Annotated in this window: 23 protein-coding genes; 4 read left to right on the top strand and 19 right to left on the bottom strand. The window is 33.2% G+C overall.

Translation table 11 applies throughout. From position 1 onward, the window contains the following. Positions 1 to 130: 130 nt before the first annotated feature. From sdaAA to LQ617_RS03230, 4 genes are all read right to left on the bottom strand, one after another. Positions 131 to 1,000, bottom strand: a complete 870-nt coding sequence (gene sdaAA, locus LQ617_RS03215; RefSeq protein WP_058591368.1) for an L-serine ammonia-lyase, iron-sulfur-dependent, subunit alpha — start codon at positions 998 to 1,000, stop codon at positions 131 to 133. Positions 1,001 to 1,014: 14 nt separating this feature from the next. After that, positions 1,015 to 1,680, bottom strand: coding sequence for an L-serine ammonia-lyase, iron-sulfur-dependent subunit beta (sdaAB, locus tag LQ617_RS03220; protein WP_037587617.1), 666 nt, complete (start codon positions 1,678 to 1,680; stop codon positions 1,015 to 1,017). A gap of 127 nt (positions 1,681 to 1,807) precedes the next feature. Then, positions 1,808 to 3,466 carry a fatty acid kinase catalytic subunit FakA gene (gene fakA / locus LQ617_RS03225; protein ID WP_239739531.1) on the bottom strand — a complete coding sequence of 553 codons (1,659 nt, stop codon included), beginning with the start codon at positions 3,464 to 3,466 and terminating at the stop codon, positions 1,808 to 1,810. A 15-nt stretch (positions 3,467 to 3,481) separates the two neighbouring features. Continuing rightward, on the bottom strand, positions 3,482 to 3,856 hold the full coding sequence (locus tag LQ617_RS03230) for an Asp23/Gls24 family envelope stress response protein (RefSeq protein WP_016911554.1): 375 nt from the start codon (positions 3,854 to 3,856) through the stop codon (positions 3,482 to 3,484). 311 nt (positions 3,857 to 4,167) lie between these two features. On the opposite strand from LQ617_RS03230, the gene rpmB reads away from it, so the two are divergent. Further along, on the top strand, positions 4,168 to 4,356 hold the full coding sequence (gene rpmB / locus LQ617_RS03235; RefSeq protein WP_017000124.1) for a 50S ribosomal protein L28: 189 nt from the start codon (positions 4,168 to 4,170) through the stop codon (positions 4,354 to 4,356). A 54-nt stretch (positions 4,357 to 4,410) separates the two neighbouring features. Here rpmB and LQ617_RS03240 read toward each other — a convergent pair whose 3' ends face one another. From LQ617_RS03240 to def, 13 genes are all read right to left on the bottom strand, one after another. Then, a complete protein-coding gene (locus LQ617_RS03240) occupies positions 4,411 to 5,055 on the bottom strand; it encodes a thiamine diphosphokinase (RefSeq protein WP_239739533.1) in 645 nt (214 codons plus the stop codon). A 2-nt stretch (positions 5,056 to 5,057) separates the two neighbouring features. Beyond that, a complete protein-coding gene (rpe, locus tag LQ617_RS03245; protein WP_206167144.1) occupies positions 5,058 to 5,705 on the bottom strand; it encodes a ribulose-phosphate 3-epimerase in 648 nt (215 codons plus the stop codon). After that, the gene (gene rsgA, locus LQ617_RS03250) at positions 5,705 to 6,580 is read right to left on the bottom strand and encodes a ribosome small subunit-dependent GTPase A (RefSeq protein ID WP_191836239.1); all 876 of its coding nucleotides are present in this window, start codon (positions 6,578 to 6,580) and stop codon (positions 5,705 to 5,707) included. The genes rpe and rsgA overlap by 1 nt, the downstream gene beginning before the upstream one ends. 58 nt (positions 6,581 to 6,638) lie before the next feature. Next, positions 6,639 to 8,024 carry a sensor histidine kinase gene (locus LQ617_RS03255; protein ID WP_206167145.1) on the bottom strand — a complete coding sequence of 462 codons (1,386 nt, stop codon included), beginning with the start codon at positions 8,022 to 8,024 and terminating at the stop codon, positions 6,639 to 6,641. Further along, a complete protein-coding gene (locus tag LQ617_RS03260) occupies positions 8,014 to 8,694 on the bottom strand; it encodes a response regulator transcription factor (RefSeq protein WP_025904559.1) in 681 nt (226 codons plus the stop codon). Before LQ617_RS03260 ends, LQ617_RS03255 begins: the two co-directional genes overlap by 11 nt. Before the next feature lie 124 nt (positions 8,695 to 8,818). Next, complete coding sequence (locus tag LQ617_RS03265) at positions 8,819 to 10,108, bottom strand: cytochrome P450 (RefSeq protein WP_025904560.1); 1,290 nt, start codon at positions 10,106 to 10,108, stop codon at positions 8,819 to 8,821. A 75-nt stretch (positions 10,109 to 10,183) separates the two neighbouring features. Next, positions 10,184 to 11,380, bottom strand: a complete 1,197-nt coding sequence (locus tag LQ617_RS03270; protein ID WP_239739535.1) for a hypothetical protein — start codon at positions 11,378 to 11,380, stop codon at positions 10,184 to 10,186. A gap of 130 nt (positions 11,381 to 11,510) precedes the next feature. Next, on the bottom strand, positions 11,511 to 13,502 hold the full coding sequence (gene pknB, locus LQ617_RS03275) for a Stk1 family PASTA domain-containing Ser/Thr kinase (protein WP_239739545.1): 1,992 nt from the start codon (positions 13,500 to 13,502) through the stop codon (positions 11,511 to 11,513). Continuing rightward, positions 13,499 to 14,245: a Stp1/IreP family PP2C-type Ser/Thr phosphatase gene (locus LQ617_RS03280; RefSeq protein WP_037587595.1), complete on the bottom strand. Its 747-nt coding sequence runs from the start codon at positions 14,243 to 14,245 to the stop codon at positions 13,499 to 13,501. The genes pknB and LQ617_RS03280 overlap by 4 nt, the downstream gene beginning before the upstream one ends. Before the next feature lie 3 nt (positions 14,246 to 14,248). Continuing rightward, positions 14,249 to 15,340, bottom strand: a complete 1,092-nt coding sequence (gene rlmN / locus LQ617_RS03285; RefSeq protein WP_025904564.1) for a dual-specificity RNA methyltransferase RlmN — start codon at positions 15,338 to 15,340, stop codon at positions 14,249 to 14,251. A gap of 1 nt (position 15,341) precedes the next feature. Beyond that, positions 15,342 to 16,652 (bottom strand): 16S rRNA (cytosine(967)-C(5))-methyltransferase RsmB, encoded by a 1,311-nt coding sequence (rsmB, locus tag LQ617_RS03290; protein WP_191092275.1) that lies wholly within the window; start codon positions 16,650 to 16,652, stop codon positions 15,342 to 15,344. Further along, positions 16,649 to 17,581, bottom strand: a complete 933-nt coding sequence (gene fmt / locus LQ617_RS03295; RefSeq protein WP_037587594.1) for a methionyl-tRNA formyltransferase — start codon at positions 17,579 to 17,581, stop codon at positions 16,649 to 16,651. The genes rsmB and fmt overlap by 4 nt, the downstream gene beginning before the upstream one ends. After that, complete coding sequence (def, locus tag LQ617_RS03300; protein ID WP_037587590.1) at positions 17,574 to 18,062, bottom strand: peptide deformylase; 489 nt, start codon at positions 18,060 to 18,062, stop codon at positions 17,574 to 17,576. Before def ends, fmt begins: the two co-directional genes overlap by 8 nt. 162 nt (positions 18,063 to 18,224) lie before the next feature. Here def and LQ617_RS03305 point away from each other — a divergent pair, with 162 nt between their 5' ends. The 3 genes from LQ617_RS03305 (at position 18,225) to LQ617_RS03315 (ending at position 19,666) form a co-directional block, all read left to right on the top strand. Further along, complete coding sequence (locus LQ617_RS03305) at positions 18,225 to 18,563, top strand: nuclease-related domain-containing protein (protein WP_239739547.1); 339 nt, start codon at positions 18,225 to 18,227, stop codon at positions 18,561 to 18,563. Then, positions 18,560 to 19,111 carry a hypothetical protein gene (locus LQ617_RS03310; RefSeq protein ID WP_239739549.1) on the top strand — a complete coding sequence of 184 codons (552 nt, stop codon included), beginning with the start codon at positions 18,560 to 18,562 and terminating at the stop codon, positions 19,109 to 19,111. The genes LQ617_RS03305 and LQ617_RS03310 overlap by 4 nt, the downstream gene beginning before the upstream one ends. Positions 19,112 to 19,402: 291 nt before the next feature. Further along, positions 19,403 to 19,666 carry a YrhK family protein gene (locus LQ617_RS03315; protein ID WP_037587587.1) on the top strand — a complete coding sequence of 88 codons (264 nt, stop codon included), beginning with the start codon at positions 19,403 to 19,405 and terminating at the stop codon, positions 19,664 to 19,666. A gap of 60 nt (positions 19,667 to 19,726) precedes the next feature. Here LQ617_RS03315 and priA read toward each other — a convergent pair whose 3' ends face one another. Beyond that, positions 19,727 to 22,135: a primosomal protein N' gene (gene priA / locus LQ617_RS03320; protein WP_206167150.1), complete on the bottom strand. Its 2,409-nt coding sequence runs from the start codon at positions 22,133 to 22,135 to the stop codon at positions 19,727 to 19,729. Further along, positions 22,132 to 23,334 (bottom strand): bifunctional phosphopantothenoylcysteine decarboxylase/phosphopantothenate--cysteine ligase CoaBC, encoded by a 1,203-nt coding sequence (gene coaBC, locus LQ617_RS03325; RefSeq protein ID WP_206167151.1) that lies wholly within the window; start codon positions 23,332 to 23,334, stop codon positions 22,132 to 22,134. The genes priA and coaBC overlap by 4 nt, the downstream gene beginning before the upstream one ends. Positions 23,335 to 23,483 lie beyond the last annotated feature (149 nt).

Below are 23,483 nucleotides of genomic sequence, written 5' to 3' on the forward strand. Positions count from 1 at the left end.
TTTATTAATACTCTAATTATAGAACAAATACATGATATAAACCAATCGATTTCACCAAAATGAGCTTTATACAAACAAATAAAGACTAGGACAATGAATCATGTCCTAGCCTTATAAATTAATGTTTTGGTTAATTTCCAAATATCTCTTGTTTTAATCTTTCACCTGTTGGCGTACCTGCTAAACCACCACGACCTGTTTCACGTAGTGCTGAAGGCATTGTTTGGCCAATTTTATACATAGCTTCTATAACTTCATCAGTAGGAATTCTGGATTTCACGCCTGCTAAAGCCATATCAGCTGAAATAATTGCATTTGAAGCACCTGCAGCGTTTCTCTTAACACAAGGTACTTCTACTAATCCTGCAACTGGATCACAAACAAGTCCTAACATATTTTTTAAGCTAATCGCAAATGCTTCTGCAGATTGTTGAGGTGTACCGCCAGCCATTTCTACTGTTGCAGCAGCACTCATCGCAGCTGCTGAACCAACTTCAGCTTGGCAACCACCAGCAGCACCTGATATAGATGCGTTATTCGCAACAACAAATCCAAATGCACCTGTTGTAAATAAGAAATGTAACATATCTTCTCTAGTAGGGTTTAGTCTTTTTTTCAGTGCAAATAATACACCAGGCGCAACCCCTGCAGAACCGGCAGTTGGTGTTGCACATATTTTACCCATTGCTGCATTTACTTCGTTCGTCGCAACAGCTTTACTTACTGCATCAATCATTAAATCACCTGAAAGTGATTGTCCACTTTCTAAATAATCTTGTAAAAGTACAGCATCCATTCCAGTTAAACCTGTTGTTGACGTTACACCATTTATACCACGTTCAATGGCTTTTTCCATTGTATCTAAATTGCGTTCCATATTTTGATAAACTTCTTCTTTAGAGAGTTTAGACACACGCATTTCTTGTTCAATCATGACTTCATAAATTTTTTTATTTTCTCTTTCACAAATTTCAATAAGTTCTTTTACACTTTGAAACATGATAACCCTCCTTTTTATGATTCCCCCATTAATGTGACTGTCTGTACACCATCAATTTCTTTAATTTTATTTAAGACTTCTTGTGGAATATCATCATCTAATTCACACGTCATTAATGCAAGTTCACCTTTCTCTTTACGGGCCACTTGCATACTACCAACATTAATACGATAATCACCAAAGACATTGGTCACTTTCCCGATTGTGCCAAATGTATCCTTATGAAAAACAAGTAAAGCAGGATAATTCCCACTAATGGCAATTTGGAATCCGTTTATCGCAACGATTTCAACTTTACCACCACCAATTGAAATACCTTCTACTGAGATTTCCATTTCTTTATTTCTCATGTTGATAATTGCTGTATTCGGATGTGATCGTTCTTCATACATTTCGATAAAGTTGACATCAATCTGTTGTTGCTCAGCATCTTGAAGACTTGTTTTGATTCGGTCATCGTCTGTATCATAGCCTAGAATACCGCCGACTAACGCAACGTCAGTACCATGTCCTTTATAAGTTTCCATGAAAGACCCATATAAATATATATCAATATGTTCAGGTTTACCATCAAATAACCCTCTAGCTATTAATCCAATTCTTACTGCACCAGCAGTATGTGATGAAGATGGTCCAACCATTACTGGACCAATAATGTCAAAGACACTTCTATATTTCATCAATAATCACTCGTTTCTCTTTTAATTTCACCATACCATTATAACAACTTTCGCTCGTTTTGTAAGCGTTTTACAACACAAAAGACAACAACGCTTTTGTTTAACATTGTTGTCTTTTATCTTGAGATTATTCTACTGAGAATAAGAATGAGTAAATTGGTTGGTCACCTTGATGTACTTCTACTTCAACTTCTTCATAGTTTTCTTCAACATATGATACTAATTGATCGACTTCTTCATCAGTAGCGTCATCACCTTTAATAATTGTTAAAATTTCACTATCTTCATCAATCATTTCATCGATAAGCTTTTTACTAGCTGTTAGGTGGTCAGCATCACTTACTTTAATACTGCTTTCATGGATACCCATGAACTCACCTTTTTTAATTGTAATACCATCTATATTTGTGTCTCTAACGGCATATGTTACAGAACCTGATTTTACAAAACGCATTGCATCTTCCATATGCGCTTTATTCTCTTCGATTGATTGCTCTAAGTTAAGATTTAACATTGCTGAAAGACCTTGAGATACTGTTTTTGATGCTACAACAGCTACAGGTATATCAACTAAATGTTCAACTTGCTCAGCTGCCATAATAATATTTTTATTATTTGGTAAGATGATTGCATTTTTACAACCTGATTGTTTTACAACTTTTACAATATCTTCTGTTGAAGGATTCATAGTTTGGCCACCGCTGATGACATGTGTTGCACCAAGTGATTTAAATAATGTTGTGATTCCTTCACCCATTGAAATTGTAATAACTGCTGTTTCAATCTCTTCTTGCTCTTGTTGTTGTTCTTGTTTGATCTTTTTATCTGCGTTTTTACGAAGTACTTCTCTATGTTGTTCACGCATATTTTCGATTTTAATTTTAATCAGTTCACCGTATTGGCTACCGTAAGATAATACTTCACCTGGTGTTTCAGAATGAACATGTACTTTTACGATTTCATCATCAGAGATTACAAGTAATGAATCACCGAATTGACTCATATCTTCTCTAAATTGTTCTTCATCGAATGCTTTTTTATCTTTTCCAAAGCGAACCATTATTTCAGTACAGTAGCCGTAGACGATATCTTCAGTATTCATGACACCACCGAAATCATGGTCATCATTAATAAATTCGTCTGTATCTACTTTTTCTTTAGCTGGTTGAATTTTTTCGCCTTTTAATGTTGCTAAGAAGCCTTCATAAACAAACATTAAACCTTGTCCACCACTATCCACAACACCTACTTCTTTAAGTACAGGTAGTTGGTTTGGTGTGTTTTCTAATGCTGTTTGACCTTCTTTAATGACAGCTTCCATAACTGTTATAACATCTTCTGTTGATTCAGCTGCTTTAACAGCCGCTTCTCCAGCTACTCTCGCAACTGTTAAAATCGTTCCTTCAACTGGTTTCATTACAGCTTTATATGCTGTATTCACACCTGCTTGGAATGCTTTAGCGAATTGTTGAGCATCAATTTCTTGTTCATTCTCAATCGATTTTGAGAATCCTCTAAATAATTGAGATAAGATAACACCTGAGTTACCTCTTGCGCCCATTAACAATCCTTTAGAAAATATTTTACCAACCTCACCGATATGTACATTACTATGAGCTTTAACCTCTGCTGCACCTGATGACATTGATAAATTCATATTTGTTCCTGTATCTCCATCTGGTACAGGGAACACATTTAAAGAATCTACAAAATCTGCATTGTTTGATAAACTATCTGATCCTTGTACGATCATATCAGCAAACAATTTGCCGTCAATCTTATTCATACTGTATTTGCCTCCCTATGCTTCCTCATCATCATTAATAACTCTAACACCTTGGATATATATGTTGACTGCGTTGACTTTTAAATTTAATGATTGTTCTAAAGTATATTTAACAGCAGATTGGACATTGTTTGCTATTTCTGAGATTTTCGTACCATAACTCACAATTATATACATATCTACATCAAGAACACCTTCGTTTTGAGATACAATAACACCTTTGGCATAATTATCACGCCCAAGAATTTCTGCAATACCATCTCTAACTTGATGTTTACTTGCCATACCAACGATACCATAACATTCTACGGCAGCTCCGCCAGCAAGCGTTGCAATAACGTCATTTGAAATATCGATACTTCCATACTCATTTGTAATTTCTAAAGTCATGATTACGTCCCTCCTACACATTTAAATTTTTTCGTTTTATAAACTACTTTTATATGTTCTGTTTAATTATACTTAATATCACATTCACATCGCAAGAATTCATCATTTTAATCACGTTTTTTATACAACGTTTTCACAAGATATTATTATAACAAATAAATTGAACTTTAAAATACTTTTTGCGAAATTTGTTATTATTTTTTCGCTAAATTGCAAAAAAGCCGTTGAATAAATGACAAGTGCGTGTTATATTATTAAGGTGTGTAAACGTAAATAAATGTGTATTTATATTTCATTAAAGGAGGATATTTATGGCTAAAGAATGTTTCGTAACAGGTCGTAAAGCTAGAACTGGTAACCACCGTTCTCACGCATTAAATGCTAACAAACGTCGTTGGAACGCTAATTTACAAAAAGTTAGAATCTTAGTTGACGGTAAACCTAAACGTGTATGGGTTTCAGCTCGTGCGCTTAAATCAGGTAAAGTTACACGCGTTTAATGAATATAAGTCACATATAATAAAGAGAACCTTTGTGTGGAAGGTTCTCTTTTTTTATTTATCTTTACTTTGTACCATCAATATATTGCCAAGTTCAACTGTCACTAATGGATGTTCATGACCTGCTTTAAACTCATTACTAATTGTTAACGTTGAGCCTTGAGCCAAAGTGGTAAATGGCAAATCATATTTAAATTCTTCTAATTTTATTCGTATATTCGTACTTAACGGAATAAACGACACATATTTCATGCCTTCTACTTGTGAAATTCGATGATTTCCTGCTTTTAATACTGTAATTTCATTTTGTTCATCTACAAGCGTAATTTGAATATTATCTTCCAGAAATTCTGGTTTCGTTAATATTTGAACAGCACCCATAAAATGATCTAATCTGCCACCTGTCGCACCATATATTCTTATTTCTTCGTATCCGAGTTCAACTGCTAAGTTAACCGCTAATGCAAGATCGGTATCATCCTTTTCTTTATTAACCGGATCAATATCGATATGTTTAATAATTTGTTGATACTCTTCCTCTGATACCGAATCAAAATCTCCTATAGCAGCAATAGGCTTAATATCATGTTTAATTAATTCAATTGTGCCTCTATCTACACCTATCCAATCAATGTGCTTTTCATCTTGAAGTATATGTTCATTGATATGACGCATACTACATAATAGATTTACTTTCATGATTAATCACCCTTTAATTTGTGTACAGGTTCTTTGTAGTCTTCATGTTTGAAGTAATAAGATCCTGCAACTAATATATCTGCTCCTTGTGCTTTACATAACGCACCAGTTTCTTCATTAACACCACCATCAACTTCAATTTCAAAGTTTAAGTCATGTTCTTTTCTATATTCGTCTAACCAAGTAATTTTACTTAGCGTAGATTCTATAAAGCTTTGACCACCAAATCCAGGATTCACAGTCATAATTAAAACAAAGTCCACGTCTCCTAAAATTTGAGTTAATGATTCTACAGGCGTTCCAGGATTGATCACAACACCTGCTAATTTATGATGCGCTTTGATTTGTTGTATCGCTCTATGAATGTGTGGTGTCGCCTCGAAATGGACAGATACCATGTCACAACCCGCTTCACAAAACGCATCAATCATTTGTTCTGGGTTCTCGATCATTAAATGTGTATCAATCGTCATATCTGTTACTTTTCTTAATGATTCTAAAATAGGTAAACCAATTGATATATTCGGTACAAACTGCCCATCCATTACATCAAAATGTAAAATGTCTGCGCCAGATTCTTTAACGCGTGTTACTTCTTGTTTTAATTCTGCAAAATCACAAGCTAAAAGTGAAGGTGCTATTTTTACCATTAATATCTTACCTTTCTATTTTGAATTTCTTCGAATAATGTCAAATAGTGCTTATATCTTAACTGATAAAAATGATTGTCTCGTATGCGTTCTTTTACTGCACATTTAGGTTCATTAATGTGCGTACAATTTCTAAATTTACACTGTGATTTAATGGCTTCAAATTCTGGGAATAAATCTGCAAGTTCTTCCTTTTCAATGTGAGAAAAGTCTAATGCACTAAATCCAGGTGTATCCGCTAAATAACCACCATCTAACTCATACAACTCAACATGCCTTGTCGTATGTTTACCACGATTAAGCGCTTTTGAGATTTTGTTCGTTTCTAAATTCAAATCCTCGAACAATCTATTCATAATCGTGGATTTACCAACACCAGATTGGCCGCTTAACACGATAATACCATCAATTAAAGGTTTAATCGCATTTGATACATCATCTTCTTCGCCTATAAATAAAGTTTCATATCCAATTGATTGATATTGAGCTAATTTATCTTGAATTTGTTGAATTTCATCATCAGTAGCGAGATCTTTTTTAGTTACACATATTATCGGTGTAATATTGTATGAATGAACAACTACGAGAAATCTATCTAATAATTGTTGACTAAACGCTGGTTCTGATGCGCTCATCACGACGATAACTTTATGAATATTTGAGACTGGTGGTCTTAATAATATATTCTCACGTTCATGAATATGTTGAATATACCCACCCGTTTCATTTTCAACTTGAAAATCAACAATATCTCCGACAACAGGGGATGTCTTCTTCTTTCTGAATAACCCTCGAGCTCTCGTAATATAAATACCATCGTCAGCTTGTACTGAATAATCTCCACTTATTGATTTAATAATACGACCCGTTTTCAATATAACACCTACCTCATTTTATTTTAATTATACCAAATCATACTGCTTAAATAATCAATTATTTATGTTGCTTAAACAAAATCGTTACTTCTGTCCCTTTATCGACTTCACTTTCGAAGAAGATTTGAGCATCATGATGTTCAATAATTGAATCCACAATTGATAAACCAAGACCGTTACTATCAACATGAATATTATGTGATTGATCGCCTTTATAAAATCGATCTTTAATATGTTTCAATTGTTTCTCAGTCATGCCATAACCTTCATCTATAATAGAAATTTTTACAAATTCATTTTCTTCTTTAAGATCAATTTGTATCATACTATGTTTAGGTGAGTATTTAATAGCATTATTTAATATATTATAGAGTGCTTGATAAAGTAACTTATGATTACCTTTAATCGTTAAATCATCCATATCAAACAGAACTGAGATTTCATTGTCTTCTAATAAGAAATTGAGATTTTGAACGACTTCTTTAATGACTTTTTGAACATGTACTGTTTCATTAAATGATAGATGCTCACTATTATCTAACTCAGATAACAACAATAATTGTTTCGTTAAATTACTCAAACGGTATGCCCTAGCATATATATCTTCTATAATTTGTATTCTGTTATTTTCATCTTGTTCATGTTCAAGTTCTCTTAATAAACTTAAAATAGATTGAAGTGGAGATTTAATTTCATGAGAGACATTTTGAACAAAAGATTGTCTCATCATTTCTAGTTGTTTAAGTTCATCTCTCATCTTAATAAATCGATGTTGTAATATACCTATTTCATCGTCACGTGTTACTTTGATATCGACATCAAAATCACCTTTACGTAATGATTCAGTCGTCTTCATAAGTCGTCTAATTGGATTTGCTAAAGAATAACTTGAAAATAGCACGAGTATTAATGAAATGACGACAAGTAATACAAGTAATATCGCTAAAAATATTCTAAATTCGCCTAACATAGAACCGACACTCGGTCTTAAGAATAACGCATATTCATTACCTTGGTGTTGAATCTTGATACCGACAGTGTTTCTCGTTTCATTATCAAAGAATCCTGTAATAAATATATTAAACGGTCTATTCTTAATACCATGATACGTTTTACCGTCTAAAACATCTTCAACTGCTTGGTTATCTAAATTATATTTTCTAAAGTTATCACCATAGTAAGTCGGTTTCAACTTATCATTATATAATACAGCCTGATAATGCAGCTCACTTAAGTGATTTAAATAATTATCCAACGACATTTCATTGTCATGATCAATATAATCTTGAACATCTTTTAAAGTATTAAATACTTTGTGGTCATTTTTTTCTTTTAAATCTATATGATAATAAATATTTGTAAGAATGAATCCTAAAATAGCACTTACGAGCATCACAACTATTGTATAGATTGTTATACGTTGCGCTAAAGACTTAAACCTCATGAGCAAGCACCGCCTTGTAACCAACGCCTCTCACGGTTTTAATCAAGACATCGCTCTCTAACTTTTCTAATCGCTTTCTAATACGTTTAATATGTACATCAAGTGTTCGCTCGTCTCCTTCGAAATCAATGCCCCATACAACTTCAATGATTTTGTCTCGTTGTAATACTTTATCTTTGTTACGCATTAAATAATCTAATAATGCAAATTCTTTCTTAGGTAAAAGCATTGTTTTCTGATTAATCGTTATTTCCATATCAACACTATTAATATGTGTGTTACCTATTTGAAGTTCATTGGATGAATTAATTTTAAATCTGCGTAGTACAGCTTTTATTCTAAAAATTAACTCTTTAATTTCAAATGGTTTCGTTACATAATCATCTGTTCCAGCAAGAAATGCATTTTCTTTATCACTCAACTCATCTCTTGCCGTTAACATGATAACTGGAATATCAAAACTATCTTTAAGTATTTGACACAATTCAAAGCCGTCCATACCTGGCATCATAATATCTACAACAGCAATATCAATATATTTATGCTCTACAACTTCTAAAGCTTCCTCACCACTGAGACTTGTTATAACATTTATATGTTCACGTTCAATTTCTCGCTTCAAATCATTTAAGATAAATTTATCATCATCTACAACTAAACAAGTTACCATGTCATCACCTCTTTACCTATGATACCAAATATCTTTGAAAATTTTCATATATACATGAATTCAGGCTGAAATTTCGAATGAAATTTCAGCCTGAATAATATTATTATAATGAATCAATTTATAATTAAACTGATTCTACGTTACGGTTTACTAATGCATTAACATTTTCAATGATTGTACCACTTACGACACGACCTGGTAATTTATTTAAATTAACAGATAGGTCTTGGTCTTTTTTCATATCATATGAAATGTTTCTAGCGAAGTATTTCATTGATTCTTCCATGATGATAATTGTCATCCATTCACCCGCACAACGGTGGTTTGTATAATAATCGCCGCCACCTTGAGGAATTAAATCAAATGGGCTTCCGTCCCAATCGCTGAAGCGGTTTGGATAGAATCTTTCTGGATTCTCCCATAAGCCTTCTCTATGCAATGTTCCGTAAATATCTAATACTAAGAAAGTATCTTTCTCAATAGTATAGCCATCAAATTCGATATCTACTGCTGCTTTACCAGGTAAAAATGGTACGAAAGGATAGAATCTTCTAACTTCTTGTACAAATTTATATGCATAGTCATTTTCATTATTGAAGACTTTTTCTGCTTCTCCAGGATAATCATGTAATGCTTTCACACCGAAACTAACAAAACGGTTAATTGCGACTAGAGGACGCACAACGTTCATTAAATCGATCGCACACAATCTAGAATCCATTAAATTACCTTCAAAATCTTCCCAATGACTAAATTCATGTAATGCTGTACCTTGTGGAGGTGTTAATTTACCTTCACGTACTGCAATAATTTGATTTTCTAGGAATGTTTCCACTCTATCTCTTGCTTTTTTAGCTTCTCTATATCCTTTGAATGCAGTACCGATATTTTTGAATGAATCGATCATAGTATCCATATCTTTAGCACAGCTTTCGATTTCTTCAGGAGAAGCGATAATGCCTGCCCATCTAAATCCAACTTTAGTTAATAGAATGATAGATTCTTTATAAACGTTAACTTCGTCCATTCTTTCCATACGTTCAGTATTCATAAACCAAGTACTACGTGTAAGTTCTCTCAAATATTCTAAGTTTTCTTCAGTCATTAATGACATAAATAGAGCTTTACGGTCTATGTGTTTTTTACCACCAGTAGTATGTATAGCGCCTTTACCGAATAAAGTATTAACAACACGTTTAGGTAATGTACCTTGTCTTTCGATTAATTCATTGTTATAAAAAATCTCTGCAGCTTCTTTACCGCTAAATACAACTGTTCTTCTTCCACCTAATGCTCTTAATTCAAAAATATTTGTATCAAATTTCTCAAGTCTATTTGGTACATATTTATAGCCTTCTTTTAAGACTTTTAATGTACTGTCTAGCCCTCTATCTTTTGGTATTTGCTTACCCATAAAGTTAATGCCCCCTAGAATTTTTGTAAATTTCATATACTTACATATTATTTCATTTTCTGTGAAAATAATCAATCAACTACTATTATCAATTGAAAATTTTATATCTTTGTCAACTAATGCATGCCTTTTTGACCACTCAATTAGCGTATCTGGATAAACGACATCATCTTGAATCGATTGACTTAGATTATCAACTGGAAAACTGAGTATAAATCGTTGATCAATAATTTCCTCAACAACATTAAAAAATGCTAGATTTCCACTCGTTGGTCTTCCGACAAGATTGACTATTCCCGATTTTGCTATTTTATAAACGAGCCATTCAGCTGCATAAGATGTATCTTTATCAATTAATACCACAATTTCTTCAAATCGACTTAATCCGATAAAATCAATTTTATCATCATCAAAGAGTTTCCAATCACCAACAGGTTGATCTAAAATATTTTGATAAAAAGCTTGTTCATTCATTTCACTGCACGCTTTATACAAACGTTCTAATTTTTGCTTAAATAACGTCTTATGACGCTCTCGCTCAACCTTTACGTGTGTGTCTCTCGTTAATATCGTTTCTTGATTTCCAATCTCATAAAAATAAGGTATAAGAAACTCTGCGATACTTAAATTTTTAAATTGTGCATTCCTAAAATCAAACACGACTTTTTTAGATGATTCTTGAATTTTGGATAATTTATATAACGCTTCAACAGCTTGTTCAAAACGAATATCACCGTTAAACTCTAATATTGGTACATCATCCTTAATCGTCACATCAATCGTATGTTCTGTATCGACCGGATAATGTCTCAATTCAAAGCGATAAGTTTGATTCGCTCTTTTTACTTCTACTTCATTTTGGAAAGTTAAAATATGTCCCCATTCTTCCCTATGGTATGGTTCATCTTTTAATAATCGATGATATCTCATTCTACAATATTCAATAGAATCTCCTGATAACTGTGTAATTTCATCACCAACAACAAAGCGTATATCATCCAGCACTTCCGTAACAACTAAAGCATCTTTAGTAGCCCTCACCTTAATCCCCACTTGCTTGTCAGGAACTTTCAATGCCTTAATAGACGTATTTAACAAGCCTATATCATAGAAGAAATTATTCATAACTTCTATAAAGACTTGATCAGTTAGATGAGATGAGGTCACAATATTTTTATACTCTTCATAAATAGCGTGCTTTTGATCAGCATCTACAATAGCATGTTCTGTTTGACGATATACATATTCATATAAAGACACATAAGGAAGCATATTTTTCACCCCAGACTCATTTTCTAAATTTTACTAAGAACTAAGCATTAAATCAATAGTGTATAAAAATAGAGACTGAAACACTGGTTAATGTTTCAGTCTCTTATATAGCTATATACTTTTCATATATTTAGAAATCATCGTAATCAATTGTGTTACTTTCAATTTCTTTACCATCTACTTCAACGCGATATTCAGCTGATTCGCCTTTTGGAATCGTGAAATTAATGCTTCTTGTTGTATCTTTTTTAATCGTAAAGGAATCTGCAACTTTTTTAATATTATTTGATTTATCTTTAACAAAGATTTCTACTTTTTGACCTTTTTTACTATCAGAACCTGTAAATGGTATATAAACGGATTGTGTATATGTTTTATCTCTTGCATTATCATTGTTGTCATCTTTTTTATCTTTGTCATCTGATTTATCTGAGTCAGAGTCTTTATCTTCACCTTTAGATACATCAAAGTAAATCGTTGATTCGACTGGTAATTGTCCATCTTTAAATGATTGTTTGACGATTGTATCTGCTGGTTCATCACTTTCAACTTCAGATTGTTCTACTTTAAATCCAAGTGCTTCAAGTTCAGATGTCGCTTTACTGATTTCTTCACCCGTATAATCTTTAACGTATTCTTGTTTCACGCCGATTGATTTAGTCAAAATAATCATCGTATCTTTAGGTACGACTTTAGAACCTGGTTCGATATTTTGATTAATCACTGTGCCATTCGCCGCTTTATCATACTGTTCTTTTATACGGACAGATTCAAAGCCTTGTTTTTCTAATTGCTTTTTCGTTTTGTCTGCTGATTTTCCAACATAATCTTCTACGGTAAACGTCTTAACACCTTGAGATATCACTAAATCAACTTTAGTCATTTCTTTAACTTTGCTACCAACTTTAGGTGTTACTTTCATAACTTCGCCTTCTTTAAAGCTATTACTATAGGCTTCTGTTATTTTGCCTTTACTTAAACCTTTTTCGTCTATTAAAGCTAAGGCTTCACCACGTGATTTTCCTAATAAATTAGGCACATCTACATATTTAGGAGCCGTTAAGGCAAAACCGATTGCACCTACTAACATACATAATAGTAAAATAGGCACAAAAACGATTAACCATTTATTTCGTTTACGTTTAGGCTTATTTGTTTCCGTATTTTGTTGTTGAGCATTAGCATCTTGTTGAGTCGTTGCAATTGGAACAGTCTTTGTATCACTTTCTTCTTCATCTGCTTTTATAACGGGCATTGTTTTAGTATCTGAATTAGAATCATACCTAGGTAATTCATCTTTACGTTCATCGTCCAATGCTGTTAAAAGGTCATAATACATTTCATTTGTATCACGGTACCTGAGTGACTTTTCTTTACGCGTTGCTTTCATAATGACATTTTCTATACTTTGAGGTATAGATGGTCGTTCTTTTCTAATAGAAGGAAACTCTTCTTGAATATGTTTAATGGCTACACTTACAGGCGTTTCCCCATTAAATGGTGGGTGTCCTGTTAATAATTCATACAATACAATACCAATAGAATAAATATCTGATGATTCATCTGTTGATTGACCTTTAGCTTGTTCAGGCGATAAATATTGAACAGAACCCATAACATGATTCGTTTCAGTTAGAGCTGTTTCACTTAATGCCCTTGCAATACCAAAGTCTAATATTTTTAACGTCCCATTTTTAGTCATGAGAATGTTTTGCGGTTTAATATCTCGATGAATAATTCGATGATGGTGTGCATGTGCGATACCTTTTAAGATTTGAAGCGTCATTTCAACAGCTTCATCTGCAGATAACTTACCTTCTTTACATAGATATTCCTTTAAAGTTGGTCCTTCTATGTATTCCATAACAAGGTAATAACAATTATCATCTTCTTCTACATCTAGTACATTCACAACGTTACTATGACTTAAAATCGTCGTATTTTGAACTTCTCTTTCGAAACGTTCAACGGCTTTTTCTTTTTCATAAGGCGGTATGTTGATTACTTTCACTGCTACATCACGGTTCAAGATCTTATCTTTCGCTAAATAGACGTTACTCATACCACCGCCACCAAGATACTTCACAAATTCATAGCGACCGGCGATTATGCGACCTATCATATTTTTCCACCTTCAAATGGATATAATATTAACGAAATATTATCTTTACCTTCGACTTCGATTGTTTCTTCGATAAGCGTTTCACCAATATCCTCAACCGTACCTTTATGAGACATCACAATTTGTTGAACGTCATCTTCATGTAAGTAATCTGTTAAGCCATCTGAATTTAAAAGTAAATAATCATAAAATTTTGTATTGTAGTAAAAAATATCTGGGTTAACACGTTTATCTGTTCCCATAACTTTTGTAATAATGTTTCTTTGAGGATGCGTGAAAGCTTCTTCTTTCGTAATTTCCCCAATCGTAACAAGATGATTAACAAATGTATGATCATTTGTTAATTGCATCATTTCACGACTGTTCATCAAATAAGCACGTGAATCACCTATATTAGCTACAACGATGTCTTTTTCATAGACTAGAGCACAAACACAAGTTGTACCCATGCCTCTATACATCTCATTGTTCATAGACTCGTTATATAATTGTCTGTTTATATCAGCTAAGTTAGATTGCAACCAATCTTCAGCATGATCATATTCAATATAATTTTCATCTTCGAATCTAGCTTTAAGTGAATCATTCACAAATTGACTTGCAACTTCACCTGCAGCATGTCCGCCCATACCATCACAAATCACTAATAAAACTTGACCTGTTTGATTTGTATAGATACCACCTGCATCTTCATTTTGTTCTCGAAATTGACCGACATCTGTAAAAAACCGTGCTTCCATGATTTGTTACCTCGTTTCTTCTTTTCGCTCTTTTGCTCTTAGTTGTCCACATGCAGCATCAATATCTGCACCTTGATTACGTCTTATTGTAGCATTTATCCCGTTTCTTTTTAATTCTTTTTCGAATTTAAAGATATCTTCTTTTGATGTTTTTACATAATCACGTTCTGGTACGTGGTTAACTGGAATTAAGTTCACGTGACAGTTTAAATGTTTAATTAATTTTGCCAATGCTTTTGCATGATGAACTTGGTCATTCACGCCACCGAATAAACCATATTCAAATGTGATTCTTCTATTCGTTTTATTGACATAGTATTCAATAGCTTCCATTAATTTATCTAAATCATAAGCTCTATTAATAGGCATCAATCTTGAACGTGTTTCATTATCAGCAGCATGTAAACTTAATGCGAAGTTTATTTGTAGTGATTCATCAGCAAAATCATAAATTTTAGGGACAATTCCTGATGTAGAAACTGTAATATGACGTGCACCAATGTTTAAACCTTTATCATGATTAATGATTTTTAAGAATCCCATCATTTCATCATAGTTCTCAAATGGTTCACCAATACCCATAATAACGACTTGACTGACACGCTCATCCGTAGCATCTAAAGCTTTTTGAACTGTTAATACTTGCGCAACAATTTCACCCGCTTCAAGGTTACGTTTCAATCCACCGATTGATGAGGCACAGAACGTACAACCTATACGACAACCTACTTGAGTTGTCACACAAACTGAATTCCCATATTCATGTCTCATTAATACTGTTTCAATCGTGTATCCATCTTGTAATTCAAAAAGAAACTTGATTGTTCCATCTTTACTTTCTTGTTTAACAGCTACTTCTAATGTTGTAATTTCAAATGATTGAACAAGCTTTTCTCTCAATTCTTTTGAAAGATTTGTCATTTCGCTAAAAGCATCTACTCTTTTAACATATAACCAATCAAAAATTTGTTTAGCTCTAAACTTTGGTTCTGATTGATCGATCAACCAATCTTCTAATTCTCCTAATTGTAATGAATATATTGAAGGTCTTTCGAAGTTTGGCATAAATTTATTGCGTTTTTTCTGTATCGCTGGCATATTAACTTTCCTTTCTCTTAATTTTAGTAATAAAGAAACCATCTGAATTATAATCTTGAGGTAGTAGCTGTAATGTTTTAGTTTCTTGATTTGTTCTCGGATCTATAAATGGTGCGAATTCAAATTCTGGATTTGCTTTTAAGAATGAATAAACAACATTTTCATTTTCCATTTGTTCAATTGTACAAGTTGAGTACACTAATTCTCCATTAGGTGCGAGAGATTTACTCGCATTTTCAAGGATTTCTAATTGCAAGTGCCATAATGATTCAACATCTTTTGACGTCTTGTCATATTTAATTTCAGGCTTTCTTCTCATGACACCAAATCCACTACACGGTGCATCTACAAGGATGTAATCATATGTTTGATCAAAAGGCTGAGTTGCATCGTGTACTGCTGCTGTTACATTTTTAAGTCTTAATTTTTTGATATTAAAATCTATTAAATCTATTTTATGTGGGTGAATGTCAAACGCATCAACATGACCTGTTTGATTCATGATTTCAGCGATATGACAAGTCTTCCCACCTGGTGCACTACATGTATCTAACACTGTGCTATTCGGTTTCGGATTCAAAATTTCTGCTACAAACATTGAACTCTTATCTTGTACAGATAATAAACCATCTTTAAATAATCTATCATTTACAATAGCTTCACCTTTAACATGTAAACATCTTTCTATGTCTTTATCTATTTCGACAGTATAACCATTACTTTCTAATCTTTCAACTGCATCTTCAACAGATATACGTGTTGTATTTACTCTTACTGTTGTATCTGGCGGTGTTAAACTTAGTAAACACATCTCTCTTGTCTTTTCATATCCAAAATGTGTAATCCAATGTTTCGTTAGCCATAAAGGTACACTACCCTCTATTGAAAGTTTCTTATCATCATGTTTGATTTCATCTAATGTTCTTAATGGTGCAGACATGAAATTTCTAAGAATTGCATTAATTGCTTTACTATTGTGTAAATCACCGCGTACTTTAGCAATATTGACAGCTTCATTGATAATCGCATGATTTGGGACTTTATCTAAATATACATATTGATATGCACTCATAATTAATAGACGTTTCATCCAACCTTTTAACTTCGTCTTAATAAAAGGCTCAATTAAATATTCTAAAGTGATTTTTCTTTGTAAAGTACCATATACAAGTTCCGTTAATAATCCAACATCTTTTTTAGATACGGCTTCGTTTTTTATCGCTTCATTAAGTTGTAGATTACTATATGCTTCACCTGTCAGTACATCATCTAAAATCGTTAATGCAACGTTTCTTACATTATTTTTCATCATATTAATTTAGTCCCATCAATTTTTGATTGTAATCCGCTTAAATAATCTCGTGCTTGCACTCGTTTTTTACCTGCTAATTGTATTTCAGTTAAAGCAACACCATCTTCACTGCCTGTTGCTACTATAATAGCTGATTTAGTTGTTTCAACAATTTCTCCTGGATTACCTTTAACATTTCTTACTATTTCACTGCGCCACAATTTCATATTTTTATCATTCATCGTTGTATATGCAACTGGCCAAGGTGATAACCCTCTAATATGGTTATGAATTGATTCAGCATCTTGTGTCCAGTCAATTCTTTCATCTTCTCTTGAAATATTAGAAGCGAAACTTACTAGAGATTCATCTTGAGGAATGCTATCATTTGTTCCATTAAAAATAGTAGGTAAAGTTCGTTTCAATAATGCTGTACCGAGTACTGCTAGTTGATCATGAACATCTCCTACTGTGTCGTTCTCTTTAATGTCGATTTCATCTTGGCTAATAATATTACCTGCATCTAATTTTTCTGCCATATACATAATTGTTACGCCAGTCTTCTTCTCACCATTCATAACTGCATAATGAATCGGTGCACCACCGCGATATTTAGGCAGCAATGAAGCATGCACATTGACTGCTTTGTATTTTGGCGCATCTAATAATGATTTTGGTAATAGCTGTCCAAATGCTGCAGTTACGATCAAATCAGGTTGTAAATTAATAATCTCTTCTAATTCTGGTGAATGATTTAATTTTTCAGGTTGATATACTGGAATATTGTGTTCAACTGCTACTTTTTTAACAGGAGGTGGTGTCAGTACTTTTTTTCTACCTACTGGACGATCCGGTTGAGTAACAACTGCAATCACTTCATGTTCTTCGATTAACATTTCAAGAATGCCTGTAGAAAAATCTGGTGTACCCATAAATACAATTTTACTCATCCTTATACATCTCCTCTAGTTCTTCTTCGCTAATTTCTCTTGTCATCTTATCCGTGAATAACTCACCATATAAATGATCTACTTCATGTAAAATAATACGCGCAATATCATCATACGCAGTTAGTTCAACTTGATTACCATTTAAATCATTACTTTTCACAACAATCATTTTACTTCTGTTCACTTCTCCAAAGACACCAGGTACGCTGAGACAACCTTCTACATCAGCTTCAGTTTCTTCAGATTGAGAAACAATCGTTGGATTGATCAGCTGCAAAATACCTTCTTGCTCCATATCAACAATCGCAACTTTAAGATCAACGCCAATTTGAGGTGCAGCTATACCCACCCCATCATTTTCAAACATTGTATCCTCTAAATCAGCAATTAATGTTTTTAAAGACTCATCAAAAGTCACAACATCTTTAACTTCTCTATTTAATATTGGATTTGGTACCGTAACAAGTGGTTTTACAGCCATATCTATCGCTCCTTTTTAAAAACTCATCGTATAATTATAACGTAAATCAATATAAAAAGCGACAGAGAAAATTCATCTACAGTCGCTTATATTGATTTGATAGAAATTTTTAGTAAACGAAGTAAAATTGAATTACCAATAAATAACAGAAAGGAGTCCTATATGAATGCATCCGATTACTATCAATATTTACTCGCACTTGAATCACGAAAGATTTTATCGAAAGATGAGAGGAATAATCTTCTAACTTATTACAATGGTAAAGAAGGAGAACGGTATTTCAAATCGTTTTTAAACACGATACCTAATGTCACCTATATTTATAACTTCGAATTCGGTAATCAACATCATGTCCAAATTGATTATTTAGTCGCAACAGATAATACACTTTTCTTATTTGAAATTAAACATTATAGAGATGAGTGGCATTTCGAACAAGATTACTTAAAAAATAGTTATGGAATCACTACGAAATCCCCATTAAGCAAACTCAATTTATGAAATCTGAATTAGAAAAATTACTGTATCAAAATGGTATACATACAGACATTCAGCCTTATATCATTTTTACGAACCCTCATTTTATCCCAGTTGGAAACTGGCTACATGATCAGAATATCATCTACTTCAATCAATTGAATCAAATCAAAGAAATTTTACTATCCCAATCATCAAAGTTTAACCCCGCACTATTAAACTTTTTATTACAACACAAGAAAATTCACTCCACTTATTATCAAAAAGAACTCACACCATATTTCGATCTCAGTTTAGCTGGTATTAAATGTCCAAGTTGTAGAAAAATGCACACTATCAATATAGTAGAAAGTAAAATCTACTATAACTGCACATACTGTTATAGTAAGATCAAATCCGAAGAAATCATTCTGTACAATTTGAAAGAACTCTATTATTTAAAAAGAGACGGTTTCACATTTGATGAAGCCATCCAGTGGTGTTATCCGGTGAAGCAATATACAATTGGCCGTGTTTGTAACAAGTATTTCAAATCAGAGAAGAAAAGAAATAGAAAATTTTTCCCTAAATAAACTAGTGTGGTGTTTGCTATTTGCACTTTTAGCCAGAACTGCTAATAACAGGGTCAGTATTTGCACTTTTAGCCAAAACTGCTAATAACAGGGTCAGTATTTGCATCTTTGGCCAGAACTGCTAATAACGGGGTCAGTATTTGCACCTTTAGCAAGAACTGCTAATAACGGGGTCAGTATTTGCACCTTTGGCCAAAACTGCTAATAACGACGTCAATATACCTCCCCCCACATACATCAATCTCTTGAATTTAATCTATTTATTGATATTATCAACTTGAGGTGAGGATTATGCACACTAAAAATAAAAATGAATTGGAATTCACCATATTCAATATTGATGTTAAGGTTGTTACTTTTTATAAATTTCTATATCAAATTAACGATATCATTCTTGCGATGATATTTATAACGGGTAGTTTTCTATTTTTTAATGAATCGACTACTTTTGCAGGAACTGTTCTATTTGTAATTGGGAGTTTCCAAATGCTCATTCGTCCGTTGATTGCAATTTCAAGAGATATTCATATCAGCAAAATTAGAAAAGAGAACTAGAATTCACTCTCTTCATATGAAAAACCCGTGAAATCATCAAATTTCACGGGTTTCTTCTATTTACATCATCATCTGAGGGTTAATATCTATTTCTAGTGATAGTTTATCTTTTAAGTATTGTTCGTGATAATAATCATCTAAATATTGTAAGGCTGTTAATAAATCTGGTTCGTTCTTAAATTTAATTAGTATTTGGAATCGATGTCTATTATTAATACGTGATAACGGGCTTGGTGATGGTCCTAATACAAAGGATTGTGTTGTAACGTGTTGCAACAATATACCATGTATATGCTTGGATGCTTTTAATACTTTTTTAATATCTGTATGACTAATGGTCAAATTCACTAGATAATAATATGGTGGGTACTTACCAATCTGTCTAAATTTCATTTCTTTTTGATAAAAGGACATATAGTCATTACTTGTAACATCTAAGATAGCGTAATGATCCGGGTTATATGTTTGAATCATAACTTCGCCTTGTTTCTCGTGTCGACCTGCTCTACCTGCAACTTGAGTCAGTAATTGGAATGTCTTTTCACTCGATCTGAAATCTGGCAAGTTTAGCATCGTATCTGCATTAAGAACGCCTACTAATGTGATATTTTCAAAGTCCAGTCCTTTAGCAATCATCTGGGTCCCTAACAAAATATTAGCTTCTTGGTTTCCAAAAGCTGTTAATAATTTTTCGTGGGCACCTTTTTTCGAAGTAGTATCGACATCCATTCTAATAACTTTAGCGCGGTCGAATGTGTCGTATATAATTTCTTCGACTTTCTGCGTACCAACACCCATTTGTCGTATATGTTCACTTTCACAACTTGGACATCTTTGAGGCATAGGTTCACTATATCCACAATAATGACATTTTAATTCATCATGTGTTTTGTGATATGTAAGCGAGATATCACAATTTGGGCATTGTGGCACATGCCCGCAATCTCTACACAATACAAATGATGAATGTCCTCTTCTATTTAAGAACAATACAATTTGTTCACCTTTATCAATGCGATCTTGAATAGCTTTAGTCAGGTCATTAGAGAACATCGAACGATTACCTTCTTTAAGTTCTTCCCTCATATCAATAAGTTCAATTTCAGGCATTTTCTGTTGATTCACACGATCTGGTAATCCTAAATATTGATAAACATTTTTCTCTGCACGTGCAAAAGTTTCTAGACTTGGTGTAGCAGATCCTAATACGACTGGGCATTTGTGATATTCACTTCTCCATATCGCGATTTCTCTTGCATGATATCTCGGATAATCTTCTTGCTTATAAGTTGCTTCATGCTCTTCGTCAATGATAATAAGACCTAATTTTTCAAATGGTGCAAAGACACTTGATCTTGCACCGACTGAAACACTTGCTTTACCATCTCTTATTTTTTGCCATTCATCGTATTTTTCACCTTTAGATAAACCGGAATGTAATACAGCTACTTCATCACCAAAGCGCGCTTTAAATCGGTTAACCATTTGCGGTGTTAATGCAATTTCAGGCACAAGCATAATCGCCTGTTCGCCTTTTTTGAGTACATTCTCAATAGTTTGTAAATATACTTCTGTTTTTCCCGAACCCGTCACACCGTGTAAAAGAAATGTCTTCGATTCATTATTACGAACCGCTTCATCAATCTGTGTAAAAGCTTCATGTTGCGCTTCAGTTAACGCTTTATTATGTTCTTTTTCAAAAATGCGATGCTCATACGGATCTCTATTCATAATGCCATCGTATTTTTCTAATATTTGATTTTTAACAAGCGTATTGATACTCGATTCTGAGAACCCTTCTTCTTTTAATGTTCTGAGCATGACATCTTCTCGTCTATGTTCAATTAAATAGTTCATGACATCGAGTTGTTTTTCTTTTTTACTCAATGACATCAAAATCTCATCTAATCGATCTGTAGGGACGATTCTTACGCAAGTTACATATTTTCTTGTGAGTTGTTGACCTACAATTGTGTCTTTTATAATTGCCTCATTTTCTACAAAGTCTTCTAAAATAGAAACAATTTGAAGTTGTTGCGCTTGTTCAAATGTTAAAATACCTTCTTTATTAAAATGATTTAAATATTGTGCAGGAATCCCTTCTGGATCAGCAACACAATATACTTTTTGATATTTAGCTTTGACAGCACTCGGTAACATAATTTCTAAAGCTGAAATACGCTTAACTAAATGAAAGTTAGACATCCATTCACTCAGTTCAATGAGTTCCGCTGTTAACTCTGGTTTAAAATCTTTAACACGAATGATTGATTTTAATTTAGATTGATCAATGTCACTTGTTAATTCTTCACTTATGCCTATGACAAATCCTTGAATTTTACGTGGACCAAAAGGCACTTCAACTCTAACACCGACTTTGACGATATCTTCAATATCTTGCGGAATTAAATAATCAAATATTTTGTCGACATTTTTAGCTGGAATATCTACGACTACATTTGCAATCAATCTTCCCACCTACTAGTAATTTCATTTAAAATTTTGATGGCCACTTGTTGTTTAGAAGCTTTAGCAATTGGTACTTTATCACCATTTGCAAAATACATATCTACTTCATTATCTGAAGATCTAAAACCAATTGCCTCATTCGCAACGTGATTGGCAACGATGACATCTGCATTTTTCTTTTTCAATTTACCCATTGCATATTCTTCGACATTATCTGTTTCAGCCGCAAATCCAACTAAATATTGCTTATCTTTATGTTCCCCTAAATATTTAAGGATGTCTGTCGTTCTTTTAAATGTAAGCTGTAAGTCGCCATCTTTCTTTTTCATTTTATGTTCAGAAGTTTCAACTGGTGTGTAATCAGCGACTGCTGCTGCTTTAATAATCATGTCCATATCATTCATACGTGATTTAACAGCTTGGAACATATCTTCAGCACTTGTTACTTGAACAAATTCTACGCCAACAGGATGCGTTAAATTTGTCTCTCCACTTACTAACGTAACGTTCGCCCCTAAATCTCTTGCAGCTTCAGCTAATGCATAGCCCATCTTACCACTTGAACGATTTGTAAAATAGCGTACAGCATCTACTTTTTCAACTGTTGGTCCAGCAGTTACAAGTACGTTTTTACCTTTTAAAGCAAATGTTTCTGGTTGTGCTTGTTCTTTAAAATAATCATCAATAATTGTCAAAATGGTAATCGGTTCTTCCATTCTACCTCTTGCAACATAACCACAAGCTAAATAACCTTCCCCAGGCGCGATGAATTTATAACCATAATTTCTTAAACGAGACATATTTTCAACGGTAGAAGGATGTTCAAGCATATGAACATTCATTGCTGGTGCGATAAAAACAGGAGCAGTCGTAGCGAGTAATGTTGAAGTCACCATGTTATCTGCTAAGCCATTCGCTAATTTACTAATTGTATTAGCTGTTGCAGGCGCAACAATGACTGCATCAGCCCAGTCAGCTAATGTAATATGTTGAATTTCACTGACATCTTTTTCGTCAAAAGTATCTGTATAAACGTGATTGCGACTGATAGCTTGAAATGCCAATGGTGTCACAAATTGTTTCGCATGTTCAGTTAACATGACGCGCACTTGATAGCCGCTTTGTGTTAATTTGCTCGTTAAATCTATAGCTTTATAGGCAGCTATTCCTCCAGTTACAGCTAGAAGTATATTCTTCATTTGTGTACTCCTCCGATTAATTCGATTCTTAAACTTTATACTTATTATACATTCTTTAAAAAAGACTGTCATGAATCTAAATTACAATATCCATATTCAATAAAAAGACCTTTCATGTATGGATTGGTCGTCCAAACATAAAAGGTCTT

This window comes from Mammaliicoccus sp. P-M59 (assembly GCF_022386135.1).
Lineage (GTDB): Bacteria > Bacillota > Bacilli > Staphylococcales > Staphylococcaceae > Mammaliicoccus > Mammaliicoccus sciuri_A.